21 protein-coding genes and 1 tRNA gene are annotated in these 24,714 nt (G+C 59.1%); 20 read left to right on the forward strand and 2 right to left on the reverse strand.

Annotation, left to right across the window (positions count from 1 at the left end; all coding sequences use genetic code 11):
* Window positions 1-26: 26 nt before the first annotated feature.
* Entirely contained in the window at window positions 27-2,387 is a 2,361-nt protein-coding gene (locus G547_RS23355) for a carboxylesterase family protein (protein ID WP_211224513.1), read from the forward strand.
* Window positions 2,388-3,077: 690 nt separating this feature from the next.
* Here G547_RS23355 and G547_RS0105880 read toward each other — a convergent pair.
* Window positions 3,078-3,164, reverse strand: a tRNA-Leu gene (locus tag G547_RS0105880).
* A gap of 253 nt (window positions 3,165-3,417) precedes the next feature.
* Here G547_RS0105880 and queA point away from each other — a divergent pair.
* From queA to G547_RS0105905, 5 genes are all read left to right on the forward strand, one after another.
* The gene (gene queA / locus G547_RS0105885; protein WP_027329042.1) at window positions 3,418-4,509 is read left to right on the forward strand and encodes a tRNA preQ1(34) S-adenosylmethionine ribosyltransferase-isomerase QueA; all 1,092 of its coding nucleotides are present in this window, start codon (window positions 3,418-3,420) and stop codon (window positions 4,507-4,509) included.
* Between the two features lie 12 nt (window positions 4,510-4,521).
* Complete coding sequence (gene tgt, locus G547_RS0105890) at window positions 4,522-5,640, forward strand: tRNA guanosine(34) transglycosylase Tgt (RefSeq protein ID WP_157209809.1); 1,119 nt, start codon at window positions 4,522-4,524, stop codon at window positions 5,638-5,640.
* Between the two features lie 125 nt (window positions 5,641-5,765).
* Window positions 5,766-7,643 (forward strand): protein translocase subunit SecD, encoded by a 1,878-nt coding sequence (gene secD / locus G547_RS0105895; protein WP_027329044.1) that lies wholly within the window; start codon window positions 5,766-5,768, stop codon window positions 7,641-7,643.
* A 12-nt stretch (window positions 7,644-7,655) separates the two neighbouring features.
* Entirely contained in the window at window positions 7,656-8,819 is a 1,164-nt protein-coding gene (secF, locus tag G547_RS0105900; protein ID WP_027329045.1) for a protein translocase subunit SecF, read from the forward strand.
* Window positions 8,820-8,889: 70 nt separating this feature from the next.
* Entirely contained in the window at window positions 8,890-10,908 is a 2,019-nt protein-coding gene (locus G547_RS0105905) for a hybrid sensor histidine kinase/response regulator (protein WP_027329046.1), read from the forward strand.
* Window positions 10,909-11,157: 249 nt separating this feature from the next.
* On the opposite strand, the gene G547_RS0105910 is transcribed toward G547_RS0105905, so the two are convergent.
* Window positions 11,158-11,961: an inositol monophosphatase family protein gene (locus G547_RS0105910; protein ID WP_027329047.1), complete on the reverse strand. Its 804-nt coding sequence runs from the start codon at window positions 11,959-11,961 to the stop codon at window positions 11,158-11,160.
* Window positions 11,962-12,167: 206 nt separating this feature from the next.
* Between G547_RS0105910 and trmJ the strand changes: the two genes are divergently transcribed.
* From trmJ to G547_RS0105980, 14 genes are all read left to right on the forward strand, one after another.
* Window positions 12,168-12,959, forward strand: coding sequence for a tRNA (cytosine(32)/uridine(32)-2'-O)-methyltransferase TrmJ (gene trmJ / locus G547_RS0105915; RefSeq protein ID WP_027329048.1), 792 nt, complete (start codon window positions 12,168-12,170; stop codon window positions 12,957-12,959).
* Between the two features lie 103 nt (window positions 12,960-13,062).
* Window positions 13,063-13,539, forward strand: coding sequence for a Fe-S cluster assembly transcriptional regulator IscR (gene iscR / locus G547_RS0105920; protein ID WP_027329049.1), 477 nt, complete (start codon window positions 13,063-13,065; stop codon window positions 13,537-13,539).
* Between the two features lie 17 nt (window positions 13,540-13,556).
* Window positions 13,557-14,771, forward strand: a complete 1,215-nt coding sequence (locus G547_RS0105925; RefSeq protein WP_245573376.1) for an IscS subfamily cysteine desulfurase — start codon at window positions 13,557-13,559, stop codon at window positions 14,769-14,771.
* 122 nt (window positions 14,772-14,893) lie between these two features.
* On the forward strand, window positions 14,894-16,333 hold the full coding sequence (gene sufB / locus G547_RS0105930; RefSeq protein ID WP_027329051.1) for a Fe-S cluster assembly protein SufB: 1,440 nt from the start codon (window positions 14,894-14,896) through the stop codon (window positions 16,331-16,333).
* A gap of 39 nt (window positions 16,334-16,372) precedes the next feature.
* Window positions 16,373-17,122: a Fe-S cluster assembly ATPase SufC gene (sufC, locus tag G547_RS0105935; protein ID WP_027329052.1), complete on the forward strand. Its 750-nt coding sequence runs from the start codon at window positions 16,373-16,375 to the stop codon at window positions 17,120-17,122.
* Window positions 17,123-17,125: 3 nt separating this feature from the next.
* The gene (gene sufD / locus G547_RS0105940) at window positions 17,126-18,436 is read left to right on the forward strand and encodes a Fe-S cluster assembly protein SufD (protein ID WP_027329053.1); all 1,311 of its coding nucleotides are present in this window, start codon (window positions 17,126-17,128) and stop codon (window positions 18,434-18,436) included.
* Window positions 18,437-18,474: 38 nt separating this feature from the next.
* Window positions 18,475-19,725 (forward strand): aminotransferase class V-fold PLP-dependent enzyme, encoded by a 1,251-nt coding sequence (locus tag G547_RS0105945; protein ID WP_027329054.1) that lies wholly within the window; start codon window positions 18,475-18,477, stop codon window positions 19,723-19,725.
* 21 nt (window positions 19,726-19,746) lie between these two features.
* On the forward strand, window positions 19,747-20,106 hold the full coding sequence (locus tag G547_RS0105950; RefSeq protein ID WP_027329055.1) for a HesB/IscA family protein: 360 nt from the start codon (window positions 19,747-19,749) through the stop codon (window positions 20,104-20,106).
* A gap of 4 nt (window positions 20,107-20,110) precedes the next feature.
* Window positions 20,111-20,647: a putative Fe-S cluster assembly protein SufT gene (sufT, locus tag G547_RS0105955; RefSeq protein ID WP_027329056.1), complete on the forward strand. Its 537-nt coding sequence runs from the start codon at window positions 20,111-20,113 to the stop codon at window positions 20,645-20,647.
* Window positions 20,648-20,655: 8 nt separating this feature from the next.
* The gene (locus tag G547_RS0105960; protein ID WP_027329057.1) at window positions 20,656-21,075 is read left to right on the forward strand and encodes a SufE family protein; all 420 of its coding nucleotides are present in this window, start codon (window positions 20,656-20,658) and stop codon (window positions 21,073-21,075) included.
* 165 nt (window positions 21,076-21,240) lie between these two features.
* Window positions 21,241-21,666 carry a nucleoside-diphosphate kinase gene (gene ndk, locus G547_RS0105965; RefSeq protein ID WP_027329058.1) on the forward strand — a complete coding sequence of 142 codons (426 nt, stop codon included), beginning with the start codon at window positions 21,241-21,243 and terminating at the stop codon, window positions 21,664-21,666.
* Between the two features lie 33 nt (window positions 21,667-21,699).
* Entirely contained in the window at window positions 21,700-22,875 is a 1,176-nt protein-coding gene (gene rlmN / locus G547_RS0105970; protein WP_036187386.1) for a dual-specificity RNA methyltransferase RlmN, read from the forward strand.
* 28 nt (window positions 22,876-22,903) lie between these two features.
* Window positions 22,904-23,683, forward strand: coding sequence for a type IV pilus biogenesis/stability protein PilW (gene pilW, locus G547_RS0105975; protein WP_051234918.1), 780 nt, complete (start codon window positions 22,904-22,906; stop codon window positions 23,681-23,683).
* A gap of 7 nt (window positions 23,684-23,690) precedes the next feature.
* Window positions 23,691-24,680, forward strand: coding sequence for a RodZ domain-containing protein (locus G547_RS0105980; protein WP_027329061.1), 990 nt, complete (start codon window positions 23,691-23,693; stop codon window positions 24,678-24,680).
* Window positions 24,681-24,714: the final 34 nt, after the last annotated feature.

The following is a 24,714-nucleotide window of genomic DNA, read 5'->3' on the forward strand; positions in this document are numbered from 1 at the left end:
CAACAATAAGTCCCTTTGGAGTCGTCGTGAAAAACCTCTTATTCCTCTGTCTGTGCCTGACGTCCAGCCTCTCTTTTGCCCAAGTTATTGATTCCAAAGTCCTTGATGAGGGCGGTAGTGGCCCCTACAAGGCGATCGCGGCGACTGAGAAGTCTCTGCCTGAGTATGTCGTATACCGTCCGGAGAACCTGGCCCAGGCCGCCAAGAGCGAAGGTCCGCTGCCGGTGGTGGTGTTTGCCAACGGCGGTTGCAACGACACATCCTTCCCATTTGAGCGCATGCTCTCCGAAGTCGCCTCTCATGGTTACGTGGTGATTGCCCTGGGCAAGATGCAGCGCAGCCTGGATGATCGGCCGCTGAAGAAGGCCGGTAACGAGATGATGACCGCCGCGGTCGACTGGGTGACCGCTCAGGCGGCCGCCAAACAGAGCGATTACTACGAGAAAGTGGCGCTGGAGCATATAGCCTCAGCCGGTCAGTCCTGCGGGGGTGCTCAGGTGCTGGCAACGGCGTCCGACCCGCGTTTTACCACCTTCATGATGTTCAACTCCGGCATTGGCGATATGACCATGGCGGAAGCCTCCCGCAGCTCGCTGGCCAATCTTCACGCCCCAGTCATCTACCTGGTGGGCGGGGAGACCGATGTGGCCACTGAAAACGCGATTTTGGATTACGAGCGCATTGACCATGTTCCGGTCGTGCTTGCCAACCACCAGACCGCCGGGCATTCCGGAACGTTTGAGCAGGCGAACGGCGGCTCATTTGCGGCACTGGCGTTGAAGTGGCTGGACTGGCAGTTGAAGGGCCAGAGCGACCAGGCGAAAGTGTTTATGCAGGAAGAGCCCGAAGCCTTCCCCGAATGGAAACTGCGGTCAAAGAATTTCACGATGGACCGGGTAACGGTAGAGCAGGGGACCTTGCAGGGTAAAACCGAAGGCGAGTTAACGGTGTTTAAAGGGGTGCCCTTTGCCAAGCCGCCGGTGGGCGAGCTGCGCTGGAAGGCTCCGCAACCGCCTGAAAGCTGGTCCGGCATCCGCCAGGCGCTGGAATATGCCCCCTCGCCGATACAGGCTGGAGAACCACCGGCCGGTAAGAGTGAAGACAGCCTTTACCTGAATATCTGGACGCCAGCCGATGCCGACACAGACGAGTTGCCCGTGCTGGTGTGGATTTACGGCGGGGGCTTCAGCTTTGGCTCTTCGGCGGACCCTCTGACCGAGGGCTCCACGCTTGCCAAGAAGGGCGTGGTGCTGGTGACCATCAGCTATCGCGTCGGGCCGCTGGGTTTCCTTGCGCATCCGGAGCTGAGCGCCGAAAGCCCGAATAACGTCTCGGGTAACTACGGCCTGTTGGATCAGATTGCGGCGCTGAAGTGGATCAAGAGTAACATTGGCGCCTTCGGCGGTGACCCGGACCAGGTGACCATCTTCGGGGAATCGGCCGGCGGCATCTCCGTCAGTATGCTGACGGCCTCGCCCTTGGCCGAAGGCCTGTTTCAAGGGGCGATCTCGCAAAGCGGCGGTTCGTTCGGCCCGACCCGCAAACCCAATTACCCCGGTGAGAACATGAACACGCTGGCTCAGGCCGAGGCGGACGGCGTGAAGTATGTTGAGAGCTTTGGCGTCTCATCCATTGACGAGTTGCGCGAGATGGACGCCGAAGCGCTTATTCCTCAGCAGTGGTCCATGCCCGGGGGCTGGCCCATTGTGGATGGCCATGTGATACCGGACGACCAGTACAAGCTGTATCAGAAGGGGGACTATAATGATGTGCCGGTCATCGTCGGCTATAACTCCGATGAAGGATTGAGCTTTGTTCGAAGCGACGACCCCAAGGCCTTTGTTGAGGGCATTGAGACCCGTTTTGGCCCCTTCGCTGAACCCTTGATGGATGCTTACGGCATCAGTGAAACGGAGGTGACCCGCAACGCCCGAAACCTGATTCGGGACGCCGCCTTCGGCTGGCATACCTGGAGCTGGGCGCGTTTGCAGGCCCAGCAGGACGGGGCGCCGGCCTATCTGTACTATTTTGATCAGAACCCCTCCTTCCCTGAGGATTCCCCGAGACACAATCACGGCTCTCCTCACGGGCAAGAGATTGCCTATGTATTCCAACGGGTGGACCCCAACAGCCCGGACGCGATGGCGTCGGACCCGGTAATAGCCGAGGCCATGGCGACCTACTGGACCAATTTCGCCAAATCCGGAAACCCCAATGGCGAGGGCCTCCCCAAGTGGCCTGAATTCGAGCCCGGCTCTTCCAGTGTCATGTACTTCCAGCAGGAACCCAAGCTGGGGCCCGTGCCGGATAGAAAGGCGCTGAAAGTACTGAATGAGTATTTCCAATGGCGCCGCACGCCCGAAGGGGAAGAGTGGGCGAATCAATGAGACCGTTTTAGGTGCCGGGCCCCACCCGGTACCGCGATCGAGCGGATGGGTGTTCGTTACGTTGGGTCAAAACTGACGGAGAAATAGGATGGGTAGTCACTCCCCTCACACAGAAATCGACGTTTTGGCGGCTTGACCGCCTATTTGTACCCGGCTTATTCGATGGGGAACATCATTTCATTATTGAGATGATCTCGTGCCACAAAGTCCGATTTGAACAAGGGGAGCGGTTCAGTGGCCTACCGCGTTCCCTTGTTACTTGCTGGCGACGCGAAAGTTCGAGGGGCTATTATTGACGCTAGGCTTTTTAGCTATCTGGGCTGAACCTTGGTTTGCGGGGCTCGTTGCCTATGTTTACTTCTACTAGTAAAGCCGCTTACCAACAAAGGAGAGTCAATTGAGCGCAATCGTAAGAGTCTTTTTGGCAGTGTGCTGCCTGTTTGCCGCTATCGCGTGCTATGCCTTCGGTATTCCCGCGGGAGGGGTTATTTTCCTGATCTTAGGCATATTTCTCGAAGGTCTGTTCTGGTTTGGCCTGTTCGGTCGGAGGAAACGGAAGCATTCTGTAGGCTAGGTTTTTAGTGAGGCCTGTGTGGTTGTATCGAACTTTTTCGGTGTTTGGAAGCGCTGGGCGACCCATGCATGAGGGCACTACGGGATAGGGATCGAACGGGCTATACATAAAAGAAGTGGTACCAGAGGCCGGACTCGAACCGGCACACCCTCGCGGGCGGGGGATTTTGAATCCCCTGCGTCTACCAATTTCGCCACTCTGGCATTGCGGGGCGGGATTATAGCAGCGTGCGAGGGTTCGTCAACCAAGGATTTGTGTTTTATCGGAGCTGGCGGTGGTTTTGGCGGATGCTCTTCGTTTATCCGCCCTACGCGGGCTTGTGCGCTATCTTTTGGGGCTGGTACGGCGCACCGGCGTTGGGGGCGTCTCCGACGCAAAGGCCGCTGATTTGGTGGTCATTTTAGGGGGTTTCGGGTACCCTTGCGGGCTTTTAACCCCCGACCAATTCCGATTTTTATGCGCCGCCAGGATTTTGACTACCATTTACCCGAATCACTGATTGCCCGTGAGCCCGCGTCCGAGCGACGGGGCAGTCGGCTGCTGTGTCTGGACGGGCCCACCGGTGAGCTTGAACACGCCCAGTTTCCCGACATTCTGGACCGGGTTCGGCCCGGGGACCTGATGGTGTTTAATGACACCAAAGTCATCCCTGCGCGCCTGTTCGGTGCCAAAGAGACCGGTGGTCAGGTGGAGATCCTGATTGAGCGCCTGCTGAGTGAACAGCGGGTGTTGGCCCATACCCGGGCCAGTAAGTCCCCCAAAATTGGCAGTTTCATCCTCTTGGAAGACGGTACCCGCCTGGCGGTGACCGGCCGGCGGGATGACCTGTTTGAGCTGAACTTCCCGTCGGATGAGCCCGCCCTCAAGGTTCTGGAGCGGCTCGGCCATATGCCTCTGCCGCCCTATATTGAGCGCGAGGATGAGGAACTTGATCGGGAGCGTTACCAGACCGTTTATGGGCGCCATGCCGGAGCGGTGGCAGCACCGACCGCCGGCCTGCATTTTGATGCGGATTTGCTGGAACAGCTGCAGAAAAAAGGCGTGACCCTGGCGTTCGTGACCCTGCACGTTGGGGCCGGTACCTTTCAGCCGGTGCGGGTGGAGAACATTGCCGAGCATCGCATGCACAGCGAAGTCATGGAAATTGACGAAGAGGTGTGCCGGAAGGTGCGCGCGACCCGCATCGGCGGTGGCCGGGTGATTGCGGTGGGCACCACCAGTGTTCGCTGCCTGGAAACCGCCGCCATGCATGCCCAGGAAGAGGGAATAGAGGAGGGGATTGCTCCGTATCGCGGCGAGACCGATATCTTCATTACCCCGGGCTATGAATTTCGTGCGGTCGATGCCCTGCTGACCAATTTCCACCTGCCCGAATCCACGCTCCTGATGCTGGTGTCCGCCTTTGCCGGTTATCGCCATACGTTGGCGGCCTATCGGGAGGCGGTCGAGCAGGAATACCGCTTTTTCAGCTACGGCGATGCCATGTTCATTACCCGAGACCCCGAGGCTCCGAAGGAGACGGTGGGCGCATCGTCATCCGAGGATTGATCCATGTCTTTTATGCAGTTTGAGCTGGACCGCCAGGACGGCCATGCACGCCGGGGTCGGCTGAAATTCCCGCGCGGCACGGTGGAAACGCCGGCGTTTATGCCGGTGGGCACCTACGGAACCGTCAAAGGCATGCTGCCGAGGGATATTGAAGGCATCGGCGCCCAGATCATTCTGGGTAACACCTTCCACCTGATGCTGCGCCCCGGCACCGAGGTCATCAAGGCGCACGGCGATCTGCACGATTTTATGCAGTGGTCCGGCCCCATCCTCACGGATTCCGGTGGCTTTCAGGTGTTCAGCCTGGGCGATATCCGCAAGATTACCGAGGAGGGCGTCTCCTTTCGTTCGCCCATCGACGGCAGCCCGGTGTTTCTGGGGCCGGAAGAGGCGATGCAGGTGCAGCGGGATCTGGGCTCCGACATCGTGATGATTTTCGATGAGTGCACGCCTTACCCGGCCACCGAAGATGAAGCCCGCAAGTCCATGGAGCTGTCCCTGCGCTGGGCGGCCCGCTCCAAGACCGCTCACGGAGACAGCCCGTCGGCGCTGTTTGGTATTGTGCAGGGCGGCATGTACGAATCCCTGCGGCGGGAGTCGCTCGCCGGGCTTACAGATATCGGTTTTGACGGTTACGCCATCGGCGGTCTGTCGGTCGGTGAGCCGAAGGACGACATGTTGCGGGTTCTGAGCGCGCTTGCGCCGCACATGCCGACGGAAAAGCCCCGCTACCTGATGGGTGTGGGCAAGCCGGAGGACCTGGTGGAGGGCGTGCGTCGTGGCGTGGACATGTTCGACTGCGTCATGCCGACCCGCAATGCCCGCAACGGTCACTTCTTCACCCGTGAAGGCGTGATCAAGATCCGTAACGCCCGGCATCGTCACGATACCGGGCCTCTGGACCCGCATTGTGACTGTTACACCTGCCAGAACTTCAGCCGCAGCTACCTGCACCACCTCGATAAGTGCGGCGAAATGTTGGGCGCTCAGCTCGGCACCATCCATAACCTGCGCCACTATCAATCCTTGATGGCCGGTTTGCGTGCGGCCCTGGATAAGGGTGAACTGGAGTCATTTGTCGCGGATTTTTACCAGGCCAAAGGCCTCCCAGTCCCCGCAGTTGAGGGCTGAGTCACAAAAGGGCGCCCTTGAGCGCCCCTTTCATTGTTGTGCTTTGATTGTTGTCTAGGGGGAAATCGGTATAATCCGGGCCTTCATTTGTATCCGATACCGTCGAATAAGTCACGGAACTGTCTATGCTTAACCGCTACCCGCTTTGGAAGTACCTGCTGATTCTCGTGGTCGTTGCCCTGGGCTTCGTCTACGCCTTGCCCAACCTTTATACCCCGGATCCGGCGGTACAGATCTCCGGCCAGTCCGGCTCCGTTGAAGTGGATCAGGCGCTGGTCGATCGGGTGCGAGAGCAGCTCAATCAGGCCGACATCGATATCAAGAATATCGAACTGGGCGAGAACAACATTCTGGTGCGCCTGCGCCACGAAGACGCTCAAATGCAGGCTCGGCGCAAATTGCAAGAGGCGTTGGGTTTTGATTATGTGGTCGCCCTGAACCTGGCGCCGACCACCCCCGAGTGGTTGGAAGCCCTGGGGGCGTCTCCCATGCGCCTGGGTCTGGACCTGTCCGGCGGTGTGCACTTCCTGATGGAGGTGGATGTCGAGTCGGCGATCGAGACCCGTCAGGAAATCAACGCCGATGAGATGAAAAGCACCCTGCGGGAAGAGGGGCTCCGTTACAGCAGTGTGGACGTCAATGATGAACAGAGCATCGTCGCCCGGTTCCGTTCCGCCGAGCTGCGTGATCAGGCCGTTGAGTTGCTTCAGGACGAGTACAGTACCCTGGTTTTTACCCAAGACCAGAACGAAGAGGGCGATTATCGCTTTGTCGCGAGGCTGAGTGAAACGGCCGTGGCTGAAGTGGAAGATTATGCGCTCGGCCAGAATCTGGTCACGCTGCGCAACCGCGTGAACGAGCTCGGTGTCTCCGAGCCGGTGGTACAGCGTCAGGGGGGCAGTCGGATTATCGTTCAACTGCCCGGCGTGCAGGATACGGCGGAAGCCAAGCGCGTTATCGGTAAGACCGCCAACCTGGAGTTCCGCCTGGAAGCGGGGCCGGACACCATGGTGTCCATGAAAGAGTCGTTTCCCTACCGCAGCGAAACCGATCGGCAACGCTTCGGCTCAGCCGAGCTTGAGCGACAGATCATCCTGACCGGCGATCATGTCGCCAACGCCACCAGCAGTTTTGATGCCGAAACCAATATGCCCCAGGTGAACATCACCCTCGACGGCCTGGGTGGCACCAAAATGCATCGTGCCACTCGGGACAATATCGGCCGTCGCATGGGGGTACTCTTTATCGAGCACAAAACCCGCACCGACTACGAGATCAATGAGGCGGGCGAGCGTGTCGAAGTTCGAGAGAACTATGTCGAGCGTGAGGTAATCAGCCTGGCGACCATTCAGAGCGCCCTGGGCAAACAGTTCCGGATTACTGGCCTGGAGTCCCCGGCCGAGGCCTCGGAGTTGGCGCTGCTGCTGCGCGCGGGTGCCCTGGCCGCGCCCATGTACTTTGTTGAAGAACGCACCATTGGCCCATCGCTCGGCGCTGAAAATATTCAGACCGGTCTGAAATCCGTGGTCATCGGTTTGGGCTTGGTGCTCGCCTTTATGCTGGTGTATTACAAGGTATTCGGCATTTTTGCCAACCTGGCCCTGGCCGCCAACATTCTGTTGCTGGTGGCGGTGATGTCATTGTTGGGCGCGACCCTGACGCTGCCCGGTATTGCCGGTATTGTGTTGACCGTCGGCATGGCGGTGGATGCCAACGTGCTGATTTTCTCGCGCATCCGCGAAGAGCTCAAAGCCGGAATGCCGCCGCAGTCAGCCATCTACAAAGGGTATGAGCAGGCGTTTGTCAGTATTCTCGATGCCAACATCACGACCTTGTTGGTGGCCGTCATTCTGTACGCGATTGGTACCGGCCCGGTACAGGGCTTCGCGGTGACGCTGTCGATTGGTATTCTGACCTCCATGTTTACCGCCATCATGGGCACCCGGGCACTGGCCAATCTGGTCTATGGCCGTCGTCGCAACCTGAAAAAGATCTGGATTTAAGAGAGCAGCCCTATGTCACAGGAAGCGAAAATCATCAATTTCATGGGGTGGCGCAAAACCGCCGCCACCATTTCCATTGTGCTGCTGGTCGGGTCGATCCTTGCCCTGGCGGTGCGCGGTATCGAATTCGGGCTGGATTTTACCGGCGGCTCCCAGATTGAGTTGGGCTTTGATCAGCCCGCTGACTTGGGCACCATTCGCGACGTGCTCTCGGATGAGGGGCTGGAGAATCCGGTAGCGGTGTTTTTTGGCTCCGACTCCGAGGTGCTGATCCGCACCCAGGACGCCTTGAGCGACGGTGTTGTCGAACAATTGGAGGAGGACGTGGCCGCATTGTCCTCCGGAGCCACTCTGGTTGATGTGCGCAACGCGCCCAGCAATGAGGTGCAATTTTCCGAAGTGCTGGTGTTCGCCGGGGTGGATGAGCAGACCCTCAGAAACGCCAACCTGTTTGACGCCGATTACTTCGGCAAGACGCGAATCACCACAGAGGGGGATCAGGTCAAAGTATTTGTTCAGAACGCACTGGACAATGTCTACTCCCGTTACCTGATTCGCTCTCTCGAAGAGGCTACCGGGGCGAGCATTGAGCTGCGCCGCAGCGAGTTTGTCGGCCCGCAAGTGGGTGCCGAGCTGCGTGACCAGGGCGGCCTGGGGATGTTGTTTGCCTTGGCAGTGGTGATGATCTACGTCGCCATTCGTTTCCAGTACAAGTTCTCCATTGGTGCCGTGGCGGCCCTGATTCACGATGTGATCATCGTTCTGGGCTTTTTCGCGCTGCTGGGGCTCGACTTTGACTTGACGGTCCTCGCGGCGGTGCTGGCCGTGATTGGCTACTCGCTCAACGATACCATTGTGGTGTTCGACCGGATTCGCGAGAACTTCCGGAAAATGCGTCGAGGCACGACGAACGAGGTTATCAACACCTCGTTGACCCAGACCCTGGAGCGGACCCTGCTGACTTCATTGACCACCTTGCTGGTTCTGGTGGTTTTGTTTATCTTTGGTGGCGAGCTGATCAGTGGTTTTGCCACGGCGCTGATTGTCGGCGTTGTTGTGGGGACTTACTCGTCCATTTACGTCTCGGCCAATACCCTGGCGGTGATGCACTTGACGAAAGAGGACCTTATGCCCCCACCGAAAGAGGGGGAAGACCAGGAAGAGGTACTGCCGTAGGATTCGGTGCAGACTCAATCAATGAGCGGAATCGGAATGGCCGGTTCCGCATGATCCATGAGCGCACGTTATGTCGAATCGAGTCACCTTTAGCGGGGAAGAAGACCTGGAGTCACTGGATGCTGCGCAACTGCGCGATCTGGTAGCCCGTTACCGCCGGATATTCAACGGCAGTGGCTATGGTTTCTGGGAATGGGACCTCAACTCCCACCGTATCGATTGGTCCGGGGGGTTCTGGGAGTCCCTTGGCTTTGATAATGACGACAAGCTGCGTATCAGTGACGCCCACCAGCTTCCGGACTACATCCATCCCGAAGACCGAGAAGGCATGCTTGAAGCGGTGCGTGAGCACCTGCGCAGCGGCGAGCAGCTGAACACCTCCTACCGAATACTGACCAAAAGCGGCGACTACGTATGGACTCAGGTGCGAGCCAACTCCATCCGTGATGAGTATGGTCGGGCGCTTTATATCTCCGGCGTCAACTTCGATATCACCGAGCTTAAAAACGTCGAAGCGGCCCTGCGTGAGAGTGAAGCCCGCCAGGCACGCATCATTCAGGCCTCTAATGACGGTATCTGGGAGTGGTACTCCGACCGCAAGGGCTTCCACTTTTCAAACCGCTGCTGGGAACACGCCGGCTACGATGAAAAGGACGATGTTGTTATCCGGGGGCAGAACCGCATTTCGGTGTGGCGCTCCCACATTCACCCGCAGGACCTGCCCAAGTTCGACCAGACTCTGGCGGACCACATGGCCGGCCGCGCCCCGTTTGATATCGAGTACCGCATTTTCGGTAAAGACGGAGACATCCGTTGGATTCGCGCTCGCGGTCGCGCCAGCTTTGACCTGGAAGGCAACCCGGTGCGGATGTCTGGCACCAATATGGATATTACCGATATCAAGCGCGCGGAAGAGCGGGTGGTGCAGGCCAAGGAAACCGCGGAAAAGGCCAACCAGGCCAAATCCGATTTCCTCTCCAGCATGAGCCACGAATTGCGCACACCGCTCAATGCCATCCTTGGCTACGCGCAGCTGTTCCAGTACGAAGATAACCTGACCACCAGCCAGGTCGACAACGCCCGGGAAATTCGCAAGGCCGGGGAGCACCTGCTGCAGTTGATCAATGACGTTCTGGACCTGGCCAAGATCGAGTCGGGGCGCATGACGTTCTCCCTCGAGCCAGTGCTGGTTTCGCGCGTGGTGGCGGAGTGCTTTACCCTGATCCAGCCCCAGGCGGATACCATGGGCGTACAGTTCAATGCGGATATGAACCGCCTGGAGAGCACTTACGTTGTCGCCGATAACGTGCGGCTGAAACAGGCGTTGCTCAATCTGATCAGCAACGCGGTCAAATACAACCGGGTCGGGGGCGATGTGGAAGTTCGCCTCACGGAGCAGGAGGGCAACCGTCTGCGCATTACGGTTCGTGATACCGGCGAGGGTATTCCGGCCAGCCGCCAGAGTGAAGTGTTCCAGCCGTTTAACCGACTGAATGCGGAGTACTCGAAGATTGAGGGCTCCGGGGTGGGTCTGGTCATCACCAAGCAGTTGGTGGAGATGATGAATGGCAAGCTGGCCTTCGAGAGCACCGAAGGCGTGGGCACGGAGTTCTGGATGGATTTGCCGCTGTCCAATGAGTGGAATCAGGATCTGGTGGTGGACCGCCACGCCCGTGGCTCTCACTCGGTGGATCAACCGGAGCATTTGGCGGTGCAGCGCCCGTGCAGTATTTTGTATGTGGAGGATAATCCCTCGAATATCCGTCTGATGCAGCAGGTGTTGAGCCGCTATCCGCAGTTGACGCTGGAGGTGGCTGAGGAGGCGTTCCTGGGTATTTATAAGGCTCGAAGCGAGTGTCCGGATGTGATTATTCTGGATATTAATTTGCCGGGGATGGATGGTTACGAGGCGTTGTCGGTGTTGAAGCGTGACCCGGTGACGATGAATATTCCGGTGGTGGGTCTGTCGGCAAATGCGATGCCTTATGATGTGGAGCGCGGCAAGAACGCGGGCTTCTACGATTACCTCACCAAGCCGGTGGAAATTAACCACCTGATGCATACCCTAAACGCGCTTCTTTCTGACTAATTGTTTTTCTGAGAGTCCGGTACACCGGCTCCCCGCACCTCAGTGCCACTCGTGGACATCGAAGTGTAGGGCAGGTAAGCGCAAGCGCCACCTTCCAGAAAAATTATGGGAAGCCGGGGTTGATGGAATGGTAGGTGGCGCTTGCGCTTACCTACCCTACGTCTTTTTTGGCACTGAGGCGGATGCGGCGTGTCCCGGCAGGGGGCACGCCGTAGCCGCCGGACTGGACGTTACTACGAAACCGAAAACCTACTTAACGTGACCGAGGTGCTTCTCAATCACCTGCAAAACAGGCTTGAACACCTTCGGTGTGCCACACACGATATGCCCGGTTTCCATATACGTTGAACCGCCACGGAAATCACTGATCAGGCCGCCGGCCTCCTTCACCAACAACACACCCGCCGCGAAATCCCACTCGTTCAAATGCATTTCCCAAAAGGCGTCGTAACGGCCCGCCGCCACATACGCCAGATCCAACGCGGCCGAACCGGCGCGGCGAATGCCCGAAGTCTGACCGGCCAATTCTGCGACCGATGCCAAAAACGGCTGAATCTTCGCATAGGCGGGACCATCAAAGGGAATGCCAGTGCCAAGCAGGGCGCCTTCCAGGCCGCGACGGCTGGACACCCGAATTCGACGGCCATTCAAAGCCGCTCCACGACCGCGGCTGGCGGTGAATTCTTCGCGTTTGATCGGGTCCAGCACCACGGCGTGCTCTACCTGGCCCTTGTACAGGCAGGCGATGGAGACTGAAAACTGGGGCATGCCGTGGACAAAGTTCGTGGTGCCGTCGAGCGGGTCGATGATCCAGACGTAGTCCGGGTTCTTGCCCTCGATGGTGCCGCCTTCTTCACCGCGGAAGCTGTGGTCCGGGTAAGCCTTGCGCAGGATCTGGATAATCGCCTGCTCCGCGCCGCGGTCGACTTCGGTCACGAAGTCATTGGGGCGTTTGGTCTCGACTTTGATCGTATCCGGGCGCTCGTAGGCGCGTTCAATCAGTTCGCCAGCCTTGCGCGCCGCGCGCAAAGCCATGTTCAGCATGGGTTCCATAGGGCAATCAGTCTTTTCTTGAGAAATGGGAAAGAACGGGGCGAGGGCCAGCCTCGCGAAGGGCGCACAGTATACCGACATGCGCGAGGCCTCGCCAGCCGCGAAGGGGAAATAGCCGCCCCGGGGCGAGGTCACCGGCGGGCCGGGTTCGTGCTAGAATGCGCGCCTTTTCGTCGCGCCAACATCACGAGACATGAGAGACCGCTATGAGCAGCAACCGTTTCGATAACATCCGAATCGTTCTGGTGAACACCTCCCACCCCGGCAATATTGGCGGGGCGGCCCGGGCCATGAAAAACATGGGGTTGTCGCGGCTGTATCTGGTGGCCCCGAAGGAGTACCCCTCGGAGAAGTCCGTCTGGCGCGCGGCCGGGGCGCTCGATGTGCTCGATAACGCCGTGGTGGTTGAAACCCTGGAAGAAGCCATTGAAGGCTGCGGTCTCGTGGTGGGTACCAGCGCCCGGGAGCGCCGGATTCCCTGGCCGCTGGTGGATCCGCGCCAGTGTGGCGAACGCTGCTGGCAGGAGGCGGGCGACCATGAGATCGCGCTGCTGTTCGGTCGCGAGGACCGGGGCCTGACCAATGAAGAGCTGCACAAGTGTCAGTACCACGTGCACATCCCCGCCAACCCGGACTACAGTTCGCTGAACCTGGCCACCGCCGTGCAGGTGCTGTGCTATGAGCTGCGAATGGCCCACCTGTCCGAACAGGAGGGCGGCCCGCTGGGGAAAACCGAATGGGATATGCCTCCCGCCAAGAGCGAAGCGCTGGAGCGGTATTTTGAACATCTGCAGCAAACCCTGGAAACGCTGGGCTTCCTCGAGCCGGATAACCCTCGTCAGACCATGACCCGACTGCGACGGCTGTACCACCGCATTCGCCCGGACGAAATGGAACTGAGTATTCTCAGGGGCGTTTTGACCGCCACCCAGAACTACGTTTACCACACCGATAAGCGCCTCAAAGCCTTACAGGACGCCGCCGACAGGGAAAAGTGAGTGGACAAATGGAAATAGTTGAGTAAAATACTCGGTTATAGGGGCGGGGCTCCGAATTTCGTCGCAGCCCGCCAAAACCGAGGAAAGAGGCGCAAAACCAGCCATGAGACTGACAACCAAAGGTCGATACGCGGTCACCGCGATGCTCGACTTGGCGCTGCACAGTGAGCAGGGGCCGGTCAGCCTTGCGGATATTTCCAATCGGCAGGGCATCTCGCTCTCGTATCTGGAGCAGTTGTTTGCCAAGTTGAGACGGCAACAGCTGGTCAGCAGTGTACGCGGCCCCGGCGGCGGTTACCGCCTGGCCGGTGAGCTGAAGACCATATCCGTGGCCCAGGTGGTCGATGCGGTCAGCGAGTCGCTCGATGCCACCCGCTGCGAGGGAAAAGGCGACTGTCAGCACGGCGAGGTCTGCCTGACGCACCATTTATGGGAAGACCTGAGCGCCCAGATTCATCGGTTTTTGAGCGATATTTCCCTGGCAGACCTTGTCCAGCGCCGCGATATCCAGAGCGTGCGTGACCGCCAGGACAACCAGCAGCGTATAACCGCTGAGCAGATCGCCTGCAGCCAGATTTAACCCGCCCGAGAGATTGAATGACGGAGGTGAAGCCGCCCATGACGCCCGCAGAGAAACCCGGCGCCCCGCGCCAACCGGTTTATCTCGACTATGCCGCCACCACACCGGTCGACCCGGCAGTGGCGGAGCGGATGGCGGCGTGTCTGACCCGGGAGGGTAACTTTGCCAACCCGGCCTCCCGGTCCCACCTTTATGGTTGGCAGGCCGAGGAGGCGGTGGAAACCGCCCGTCAACAGGTGGCGGACCTGATTGGGGCGGACTCGCGGGAAATTGTCTGGACCAGCGGCGCCACAGAGGCCGACAACCTGGCCCTGAAAGGTGCGTGGGACGCCCGCCGCCACGGGGAAAAACGCGGCGGCCACCTGATCGTCTCCTCGATCGAGCACAAAGCGGTGTTGGACCCGGCGAAATGGCTGGCCGACCGGGGCGTGGAGGTCACGTTTCTGGAGCCTGACAGCGCCGGACGAATTCGCCCGGGCGCGCTGGAAGCGGCCCTGCGGGAAGACACCTTTCTGGTCAGCGTCATGCATGTGAACAACGAGCTGGGCAGTATCAATGACATCGGCGCCCTCGGGGCGCTCTGTCGGGAGCGGGGCATTCTGTTTCATGTGGACGCGGCCCAGAGCGCCGGCAAACTGCCGCTGTCCGTCACCGAGCAGTTCGTGGACCTGATGTCCCTGTCCGCCCACAAAATGTATGGCCCCAAAGGCATTGGCGCGCTCTATGTGCGTCGCCACCCGGATGTACGGATCGAATCCCAGATCCACGGCGGCGGCCACGAGCGAGGCATGCGCTCGGGCACCTTGCCCACTCACCAATGCGTGGGCATGGGAGCGGCTGCGGAACTGGCCGCCGAGCGCCTGGAATCTGATACCGCCCGCATTACCGGGCTGCGGGACCGGCTCTGGCAGGGCATCCGCGACTTGCCGGGTATTCAGGTCAACAGTGACCTTGAGCACACGGTAGGCGGCCATTTGAACCTGGCGTTCAGCGGCTGTGATGGCGAAATGCTGCTGTTGTCCCTGCGCCAGATTGCGGTGGCAACCGGTTCGGCCTGCACTTCGGCCAGCCTCGAGCCGAGCTATGTATTGAAGGCAATCGGCCTGAGCGACGATCTGGCCCAGTCCTCCCTGCGTATCAGTTTGGGGCGGCTGACGACGGAAGAAGACGTCGCATTCACGATTCAACACATTCGGGACGTGGTCACCAAGCTGCGGCGCAAAAGCGCATGAACAGCGGGCGCATGATTATTGAAAGTGCCCGGCCAACAGGGCACCCGGTTTCACCGGTATAACGACACGAACACACACTGATTAGCTAACTCACTCCGATAACCGGAGACAGAGGTGAAGTGATGGCAGAGCAACAAGTTGAAAAGATGATCAAGCGGGAGTACGCCGCTGGTTTCCATACCCAGATCGACACGGATACTTTGCCGCCCGGTCTGAACGAAGACGTGGTGCGGTTTATTTCCGCCAAAAAAGGCGAGCCCGAGTGGATGCTGGAGTGGCGTCTGCAGGCCTTTCGCGCCTGGGAGAAAATGGAAGAGCCCAGCTGGGCTCACGTGAATTATCCCAAAGTGGATTTTCAGTCCCTGTCTTACTTTTCTCAGCCGAAAAGTATGGAAGACCGTCCCAAGAGCCTGGACGAAGTTGATCCGGAGCTGTTGCGTACCTATGAAAAGCTGGGCATTCCGGTTCACGAGCAGGAAATGCTCGCCGGCGTGGCCGTGGACATGGTGTTCGATTCGGTCTCGGTCGTGACCACCTTCCGGGAAAAACTGAAAGAAGCCGGCGTGATTTTCTGCTCCATCAGCGAAGCGGTGCACGAGTACCCGGAGCTGATCAAAAAATACCTGGGCACGGTTGTCCCACAGAAAGACAACTACTACGCCGCGCTCAACTCGGCGGTCTTCTCCGACGGCTCCTTCGTGTACATCCCCAAGGGCGTGCGTTGCCCGATGGAGCTGTCCACTTATTTCCGGATCAACGAACAGAACACCGGGCAGTTTGAGCGGACCTTGATTATCGCCGAAGAGGGTTCCCACGTGAGCTACCTCGAAGGCTGCACCGCGCCCATGCGTGATGAAAACCAGCTACACGCGGCGGTGGTGGAGCTGGTGGCACTGGACAATGCGGAGATCAAATACTCCACCGTCCAGAACTGGTACCCCGGCGACGAAGAAGGCAAGGGCGGCATCTTCAACTTCGTCACCAAGCGCGGTATCTGCCACACCAACTCCAAAATCTCCTGGACCCAGGTAGAAACCGGCTCGGCCGTGACCTGGAAGTACCCCAGCTGCATCCTGCGCGGTGATAACAGTGTGGGCGAGTTTTACTCGGTGGCCCTGACCAACAATCATCAGCAGGCCGATACCGGCACCAAGATGATTCACATTGGTAAGAACACCCGCTCGACCATTATTTCCAAGGGGATTTCGGCCGGGCAGAGTTCCAACGCCTATCGCGGCCTGGTGCGGATGAACCCGGGGGCCGAGGGCGCCCGCAACTACACTCAGTGTGATTCGCTGCTGATCGGCGATCGTTGCGGGGCGCACACCTTCCCCTACATCGAAAGCAAAAACCCCTCGGCGGTGATTGAACACGAGGCCACCACCTCCAAGGTGAGTGAGGATCAGATGTTCCTCTGCCAGCAGCGCGGCCTGGATCCGGAGAAAGCCGTTTCCATGATCGTCAACGGCTTCTGCCGGGAAGTGTTCAAAGAGCTGCCCATGGAGTTCGCCGTGGAAGCCGGCAAGCTGCTTGAAGTGAGCCTTGAAGGCTCCGTGGGTTAATCATCGAATTTACGTTTTAAGACATTGGAAACCGACACTATGCTGACCATTAAAGACCTTCGTGCCAGTATCGAAAACGAAGAGATCCTCAAAGGCCTGAGCCTGGACATCAAACCGGGCGAAGTGCACGCCATCATGGGCCCCAACGGTTCCGGTAAAAGCACCCTGGGCAACGTCCTTACCGGCCGTGAAGCCTACAAAGTGACCGGCGGCAGCGTCGACTTCAATGGTAAAAACCTGTTCGACCTTGAGCCGGAAGAGCGCGCCCGGGAAGGACTTTTTCTGGCGTTCCAGTATCCGGTGGAAATTCCCGGCGTCAGCAACATGGAATTCCTGAAAGCGGCGGTGGATGCGCATCGCGAGCACCGCGGGGAAGACGCCATCTCCTCCGTGGACTTTCTCAAGCTCGCGCGGGAAACCTGTAAAGAAGTGGATCTGGACCCGTCGTTCCTCAAGCGCGGCGTCAACGAAGGCTTCTCCGGGGGCGAGAAAAAGCGCAATGAAATTCTGCAGATGATGTTGCTCAAACCTACGCTGTGCATTCTCGATGAAACCGACTCGGGCCTGGATATCGACGCCCTGCAGGTCGTCGCCAAAGGCGTGAACGCCATGCGCGCCGAAGATCGCAGCTTTGTGGTGGTGACTCACTACCAGCGCCTGCTCAACTACATCGTGCCCGATAAGGTCCACGTTCTGGCCGGTGGTCGCATTGTCAAAACCGGTGGTAAGGAACTGGCGGAAGAACTGGAAGCCAAAGGTTATAGTTGGGTTGAAGAGGAGGTGGCCTAAGCCATGAGCGATTTTCAGCAACAGGCACTCCAGTTGGCCGGGCAGCAAGACAACCCGGACTGGTTGGCCCAGGTGCGCAAGACCGGCGCTCAGCAGTGGCTGAAGTCTCCCTGGCCCACCCGCAAAACCGAGAACTGGAAATACACCCCGCTGGCGCCGCTGCAGCGCTCCGAGTTTCAACAGTGGGCGGCGAAAACGTCAGGCTGGCAGGACCGGATTGAATTTCTGGAGCTCGATGCCACGCGCCTGGTTTTCGTCAACGGAGAGTTCGACGCGGACGCCTCGGATTCGGAGTTGCCCGCCGAAGTCGTTCGGTTTGGTGACGCCACGGCAGACCAGCATGCGGTGATCGCCGAGCACCTGGGCCACATTGTCGACAGTGAACAGCACCTGTTTGCGGCCTTGAGCAATGCCTGGGCCTCGGAAGACGGCGTGCTGGTGCATGTGCCCAAGAATGGCGAGCTGAGCAAGCCGTTGTACATTGTTCACGTCTCCACGCCCACCGGCGTGCCCGCGACGGCGAACCAGCGTCTGTTGGTGGTACTTGAGACCGGCGCGCGCGCCAGCGTGATTGAGCATTTCGCCTCGACCGACGATGAGCAGGACGGCTTCGTCAACAGCCTGACCGAAGTCAATGTGGGAGAGAACGCCGAGCTGCGTCACTACCGCATTAACCTGGAAGAGGAAAACCTGCTGCATGTGGGCGGTATCCACGCCAACCTGCAGCGCAGCGCGCGCTTGCGCGGGTTTACCGTTTCCCTGGGCAGCAAACTCAAGCGGATTGACTACCAGATCAATCATTGCGGCGAAGGGGCGCACCTGGATCTGCAGGGCGTGTACCTGCCCAAGAACAAGCAGTTTGTGGACTACCACACCAACGTGCAGCACAAGGTGCCGCACTGCACCAGCAACGAGGTCTTTCGCGGCATTATCAGCGATTCCGCCCACGCGGTATTTAACGGTCGTATCCACATTCACAAGGACGCCCAGAAAACCCTGGCGGAGCTCAGTAACAAGAACCTGCTGACCTCGTCCAAGGCGGAAATAGATACCAAGCCGGAGCTGGAAATTTACGCCGACGATGTGAAGTGTGCCCACGGGGCCACCGTCAGTCAGTTGAACAAAGACGCCATGTATTATCTGCAGGCGCGCGGTATTTCCCGGGATGAAGCCCAGGTGATGCTCAGTTTCGGCTTTATCAACGAGTTGTTGCAGGATGTGGCCGAACCCGCCGTGCGGGATTACCTGGCGCCCCGGTTGGCCGGCCTGTTCAGTTCCAATAAAGAACTGTTGCAACACCTCCAGTACGAATAGGGCCGAGGCCTTAACGTGATGAGACTTGAAGAGAGCTTATGAACAACGCGGAACGCGCAGACCCGACCACGCATTTTGACGTCGAAGCGGTTCGACAGGACTTCCCCATCCTGCACCAGCAGGTGAACGGGCATCCGTTGGTGTATCTGGATAACGCCGCTACGACGCAAAAGCCCCGGGCCGTGATTGACGCCATCAGCGACTATTACCTGTACGACAACAGTAATGTGCATCGCGGTGCGCACGCCTTGGCCGAGCGCGCCACCGCCAAGTTCGAAGGCGCGCGGGAAACTGTCGCCCAGTTTCTGAATGCGCCGGGTCGCGAGCAGATTCTCTGGACGCGCGGCACCACCGAGAGCGTCAACCTGGTGGCCCACAGTTGGGGGCGCACCGAACTCAAGCCCGGTGACCGGATTCTGGTCTCCGCCATGGAGCATCACTCCAACATCGTGCCCTGGCAGATGATCGCCGAGGCGACCGGAGCGCGGGTCGAAGCCATTCCGGTGGACAAGACCGGTACCCTGGATATGGAGGCGTTCGAGTCGAAGCTCAAAGAGGGCAGGGTGCGAATGGTTTCCGTCGGGCATGTGTCCAATGCCCTCGGTACCGTCAACCCGATTGAGCAGATCATTCAAGCCGCTCACGAGGCGGGCGCGCTGGTCATGATCGACGGGGCCCAGGCCGTGAGCCACTGGCCCGTGGATGTTCAGGCGCTCGATTGTGATTTCTATGCGTTTTCCGCTCACAAGCTGTTCGGGCCAACGGGTATCGGTGTTCTCTACGGCCGGCGTGAACTGCTCGAGGCCATGCCACCCTATCAGGGCGGCGGTGAGATGATTCAACACGTCAGCTTCGAGGGCACCTCTTTTGGCCCCTTGCCCTACAAGTTTGAGGCGGGCACGCCGGACATTGCCGGCGCCATCGGCCTGGCTGCCGCCATTGATTATGTCAACGGTCTGGACCGGGCGGCTGCGGTGGCCTATGAGCGCGTGCTGCTGGCCTACGCGGAAGAGAAGGCCCAGGCCACCGAAGGGGTGACGCTGGTGGGCACGGCAGCCCACAAAGTCAGCGTGCTGAGCTTTCTGGTGGAGGGTACCCACCCCAATGACCTCGGCTTTTTGCTGGATCAGCAGGGCGTGGCGGTACGCACTGGGAACCACTGTGCGGAACCCATCATGGAGCAGTACGGAATACCCGGTACCGTCCGGGCCAGTTTCAGTTTTTACAACACCTTTGACGAGGTGGACCGACTGTTCGAGGCGCTGGACAAGGCCCGGCAGTTTTTTTGATGAATACAGGAGCAGAGTGAGATGCCAGTAGAATCCTATGATCCCGCTCGGCAGGCCGTTACGGTCACTCCGGCTGCCGTCGAGCACTTCCGTCGGCAGATCGCTACGAATGACGATGCGACGGCCGTGCGCTTGAGCGTGAAAGAAAGCGGCTGCACCGGTTTTATGTACGTGGTGGATCTGGTTCAGGAGCCCCGCGAGGGGGACGTATACTACGCCCTTGATGAAGACGTGGCACTGTATGTGGACCCGGACAGCCTGACCGTGGTGACCGGCACCGAAATTGACTACGTCGTGGAAGGCGTCAATCGCCAACTCAAATTCCTCAATCCCAACGCCCAGGATTACTGTGGCTGTGGTGAAAGCTTTAGCGTGAACTGACTCCATGATCGAACGACGTATGGTGGTGGCCCAGGCGGACTGTCCCGCCCGCCGGGTGCCGGACGGTACACCATTAACCATCCCCAAAGACACTTTCGTGACGATCACCCAGTCCCTGGGGGGCAATTACACGCTGACCTACCACGGCCAGATGGTGCGGGTCGACGGCACCGACGCCGGCGCCCTCGGGCTGGAAGAGCAGGTGCTCGACTTCCCCGCACCGCCCGACGGCCGCATCCATGAGGAGCAGGTCTGGGAGGCATTGCGCACGGTCTATGACCCGGAAATTCCCGTGGACCTGGTGAACCTGGGGCTCATTTACCGCCTGGATGTCGACCAGCAACGAAAGCGCGTGGAAGTCGAGATGACCTTGACCGCCCCCGCATGCGGCATGGGGCCGGTGTTGGTTGGTGATGTTGAGCGGCGTGTCGCCAAGGTGCCCCATGTTGAGGTCGTGGCCGTCAAGCTGGTGTTTGACCCGCCCTGGCACCGCGAAATGATGAGCGAAGAAGCCCAGCTTGAAACCGGAATGTTCTTTTAGGAAGTTGTATGTCTACGTTTGGTACCGAAATCACCGCCGATGATATCGTCGAGACCCTCAGTTTTTTCGACACCTGGGAGGATCGCTACAAATATATCATTGATCTGGGCAAAGAGGTCCCGTCCCTGGACCCGTCCCAGCAAGTGGAACAGAATCTGGTGCGCGGCTGCCAGAGCCAGGTCTGGCTGGTTCACCGGGAAGAGGGTGGCCGCCTGTACTTTGATGCCGACAGCGATGCCTTTATTGTGCGCGGTCTGTTGGGCGTGGTGTTGGCGGCCTATAACGCCAAGACCCCGAAAGAGGTGCTGGACTTTGATATTGAAGGCTATTTCGATGAGCTCAACCTGCTGAAACACCTCAGTGCCACTCGGGGGAATGGCCTGCGCGCCATGGTCGCGCGCATCCAGGAAATTGCCCGCAACGCCTGACGCCCGCTCCTCGGCCCTCTCGGGGTGCGGCAGAGTGCACAATCAGCGCCGAATCGCGCCATTCCGGGGTGGTTTATGGCCGCAACCCGCGTATAATTCCCGCATTTCTCCGACCCCGCGAGGGCTGGAGCCCTGACAGACGCGATTGGACCATTGGAGCAAGCAATGCCAGAACAACAAACCCTCTCCATCATCAAGCCGGATGCGGTGAAGAAAAACCTGATCGGTGCCATTGAGAGCCGTTTCGAGCAGGCTGGCCTCAAAATCGTGGCACTTAAAATGGTTCACCTGACCCGGGAACAGGCCGAGGGCTTCTACGCCGAGCACAAGGGCAAGCCGTTTTTTGACGGTCTGGTGGACTTTATGACCTCCGGCCCGGTCTGTGTTCAGGTACTCTCCGGTGAAGACGCCATCGCGCGCAACCGGGAGCTGATGGGCGCTACCAATCCCAAGGAAGCCGCCCCCGGCACCATTCGTGCGGACTACGCCGAGAGTGTGGGCGTCAATACCGCTCACGGCTCTGACTCACCGGAGTCGGCGGAGCGGGAAATCGCATACTTTTTTGAACCCGGCGAGATTTTCGTCCGCTGAAACCGCCGGGCTCTGTTTATCCAGGTTATGACCATGACTGCTGCAACTGCTGACAATACCACCGAATCCGCCCCCGAAACGGCGCGGGTGAACCTCCTCGGCATGCCCGAGGCCAAGCTGGTGGCCTTCTTTGAAACCCTGGGCGAGAAACGCTTTCGCGCCACCCAGGTGCTCAAATGGATTCATCAGCGCGGGGCGGACAACTTCGATGAGATGACCAACGTCAGCAAGGCGTTGCGGGAAAAACTCAAGGCCCACGCCGAAATCCGTGCGCCCGAAGTCATCCAGCAGTTGGACTCCACCGATGGCACCCGCAAGTTCCTGATCCGGGTCACCGGTGGCAGTGTCGTGGAAACCGTGTTCATTCCCGAGGGCGACCGGGGGACGCTTTGTGTCTCCTCCCAGGTGGGCTGTTCCCTGGACTGCAGTTTCTGCGCCACGGGCAAGCAGGGCTTTGACCGGGATCTGACCGCGGCGGAAATCATCGGCCAGGTCTGGATTGCGGCGAAATCCTTCGACCAGCTTCAGCCCAACGGGCCGCGTAAAGTGACCAACGTGGTGATGATGGGCATGGGCGAGCCGCTGATGAACTTCGACAACGTGGTCGACGCCATGAACCTCATGATGGAGGACAATGCCTACGGCATCTCCAAGCGTCGGGTAACGCTCAGCACCTCCGGTGTGGTTCCCGCGCTGGATAAACTCGGTCAGTACACCGATGCCTGCCTTGCGATCTCGTTACATGCCCCCAACGATGAATTGCGCAACGAGCTGGTGCCGATCAACAGAAAGTATCCGATCGCCGTCCTGCTGGACTCGGCCAAGCGTTATATCGCGGGCCTGCCGGATACCCACCGGCGCATCACCATTGAGTACACCCTGATTGACCACGTCAATGATCGCCCCGAACACGCTCATCAGCTTGCGGAGCTTTTGAAGGATGTGCCGGTCAAAATCAATCTGATCCCGTTCAATCCGTTCAAACTGTCGAATTACAAGCGGGTCAGCAACAACGCCATGCGACGCTTCCAGACGATTCTGATGGAAGCGGGATTCATCACCACGATTCGAACCACCCGTGGTGAAGATATTGACGCGGCCTGCGGGCAACTGGCGGGCACGGTCAATGATGTGACCAAGCGCAGTGAGCGCTATCGGGCCAAGTTCGATGAACTGCAAACGGTCAAGATTATTGCGCCATCACCCTGAGGTGATGGCCGGGGCAACGAGGGTCACCATGATAAGAACAGCCACCAATTTGCTTACTCTGATTCGGACATTCTGTCTGGCGGTCTTCTGCCTGGGCCTGTTCGGTTGTGTGACCCAGACCACGGGGGGCGACATTGACCGGGAAGCTGCGCTCGAGACCCACTACAAACTTGCGCTGGCCTACCTCGATAATCGCAACCGAGATTCCGCCCGTCACCATATTCAGAAAATTTTCGAGCTGAATGACGACTCAGCCAAAGGCTTTGCCGCCCAGGCGGTTCTATTTCAACTGGAAGGCGAAGTTGAGCTGGCGGAGACCCGTTTCAAGCGGGCCCTGAAGGAGGATCCCAACTTCTCCCAGGCGCGCAACAACTACGCGGCGTTTCTGTATCAGCAGGGGCGCTACGAAGACGCCTTCGAGCAATTTGCAATTGTCAGTCGGGACCTCAACTACGACAATCGCGCCCGGGCGCTATTGAGCCTGGGCCGCGCCGCGCTGGAGCTGGGCCGGGACGAGAGAGCCAAGGCCGCCTTTGAACATGCCTACAACCTGGACCCCAAAATGGCAGCGGTGTTAGTGGAGTTGGCCGCAATCAGTTTCCAGGAGCAGGAATACTCCAAGACTAAGGAATACCTGGATCAGTATTCGCAGATCGCTCGACAGTCCGCGAGAACACTGTTACTCGGTATCAAAATCGAACGCATTTTTGGCAACAAGGACAAAGAGGCCAGCTATGCCAATGCGTTAAAAAACCGCTTCCCGTATTCCGATGAGTATCTGGAATACAAGCGTGAATTGAGTCAATGAGGTCCCGATGTCAGCCGACGAACCATTAGAGAACAACGAGCCGGCCAGCGCCCCTGGCGAACGCCCCGGCGCGTTGCTGAAGTCCGCTCGCGAACAGGCGAAACTGAGCGAGGAAGACGTTGCCCGCGAACTGCGGATGACCGTCACCAAGGTTCGTGCCCTGGAAGCGGACGAGTACGAGAAACTGCACTCGGATACGTTTATCCGTGGCTATCTGCGCACCTATTCCAAGCTGCTGAACCTCGACCCGAACACCATACTCGATGCCTACAAACAGACGCGCCGCGAGGCGGGCCTGGGGGACGAGCCGGAAGAGAGTCCGCTGCAGATCAACGTGCCCGCTCCGGCCCGGTCAATGGGCAAGTTCATTATCTGGATTATTGTGCTCTTGGCGGGCATCTGGGCGCTGTCGGTCTGGTTTTTGGGGAACCGGCAGGACACTGTCGAGCCAGCGCCGGTAATGGACCCGGTCTCGGACGTGGCGCCCAATGGCCCGGCGAACGATGGTGAGCCGACGCAAACCGGTGCTTTTCAGGATACGCCGGCCGACCCGGTTGCCACCCAGAGTGAGTCGCCCGGAAATGCGCCGGTCGGAAGTAGCGCCGAAGGCCCTGACGCCGCATTGGCACAGCCCACACCTGGCGCCGGCGACACTCAAGCCCCGCAAACCCAGGCCTCTGTGGCGGCTGCTGAATCGGGGAATTCCCTGGAAGAAGCCGCCTCCCTCAATGAGCCCGAGGCCGGGACCGAGAACGACAATCTCGACCAGATGCGGCTGAGTTTTACCGAAGAGTGTTGGCTCGAAGTGACCGACAGCCGCGGCGATGTGCTCGAAACCGATCTGATGCAGCCCGGCCAGACGCTGGAGCTGCAGGGCGAGGCCCCGTTTACCGTCAAGCTGGGTAATGCTGCTGGCGCAAACATCCAGCTCAATGGCGAGCCATTCGAGTTTGATCGTCCGCCCAGCGGCCGCTACATGGCCGTGACCGTCAATTAATGTTTTTGTACTGACAACTCCGACAGGATCGCAT

Source organism: Marinimicrobium agarilyticum DSM 16975 (assembly GCF_000423345.1).
Taxonomy (GTDB): domain Bacteria; phylum Pseudomonadota; class Gammaproteobacteria; order Pseudomonadales; family Cellvibrionaceae; genus Marinimicrobium; species Marinimicrobium agarilyticum.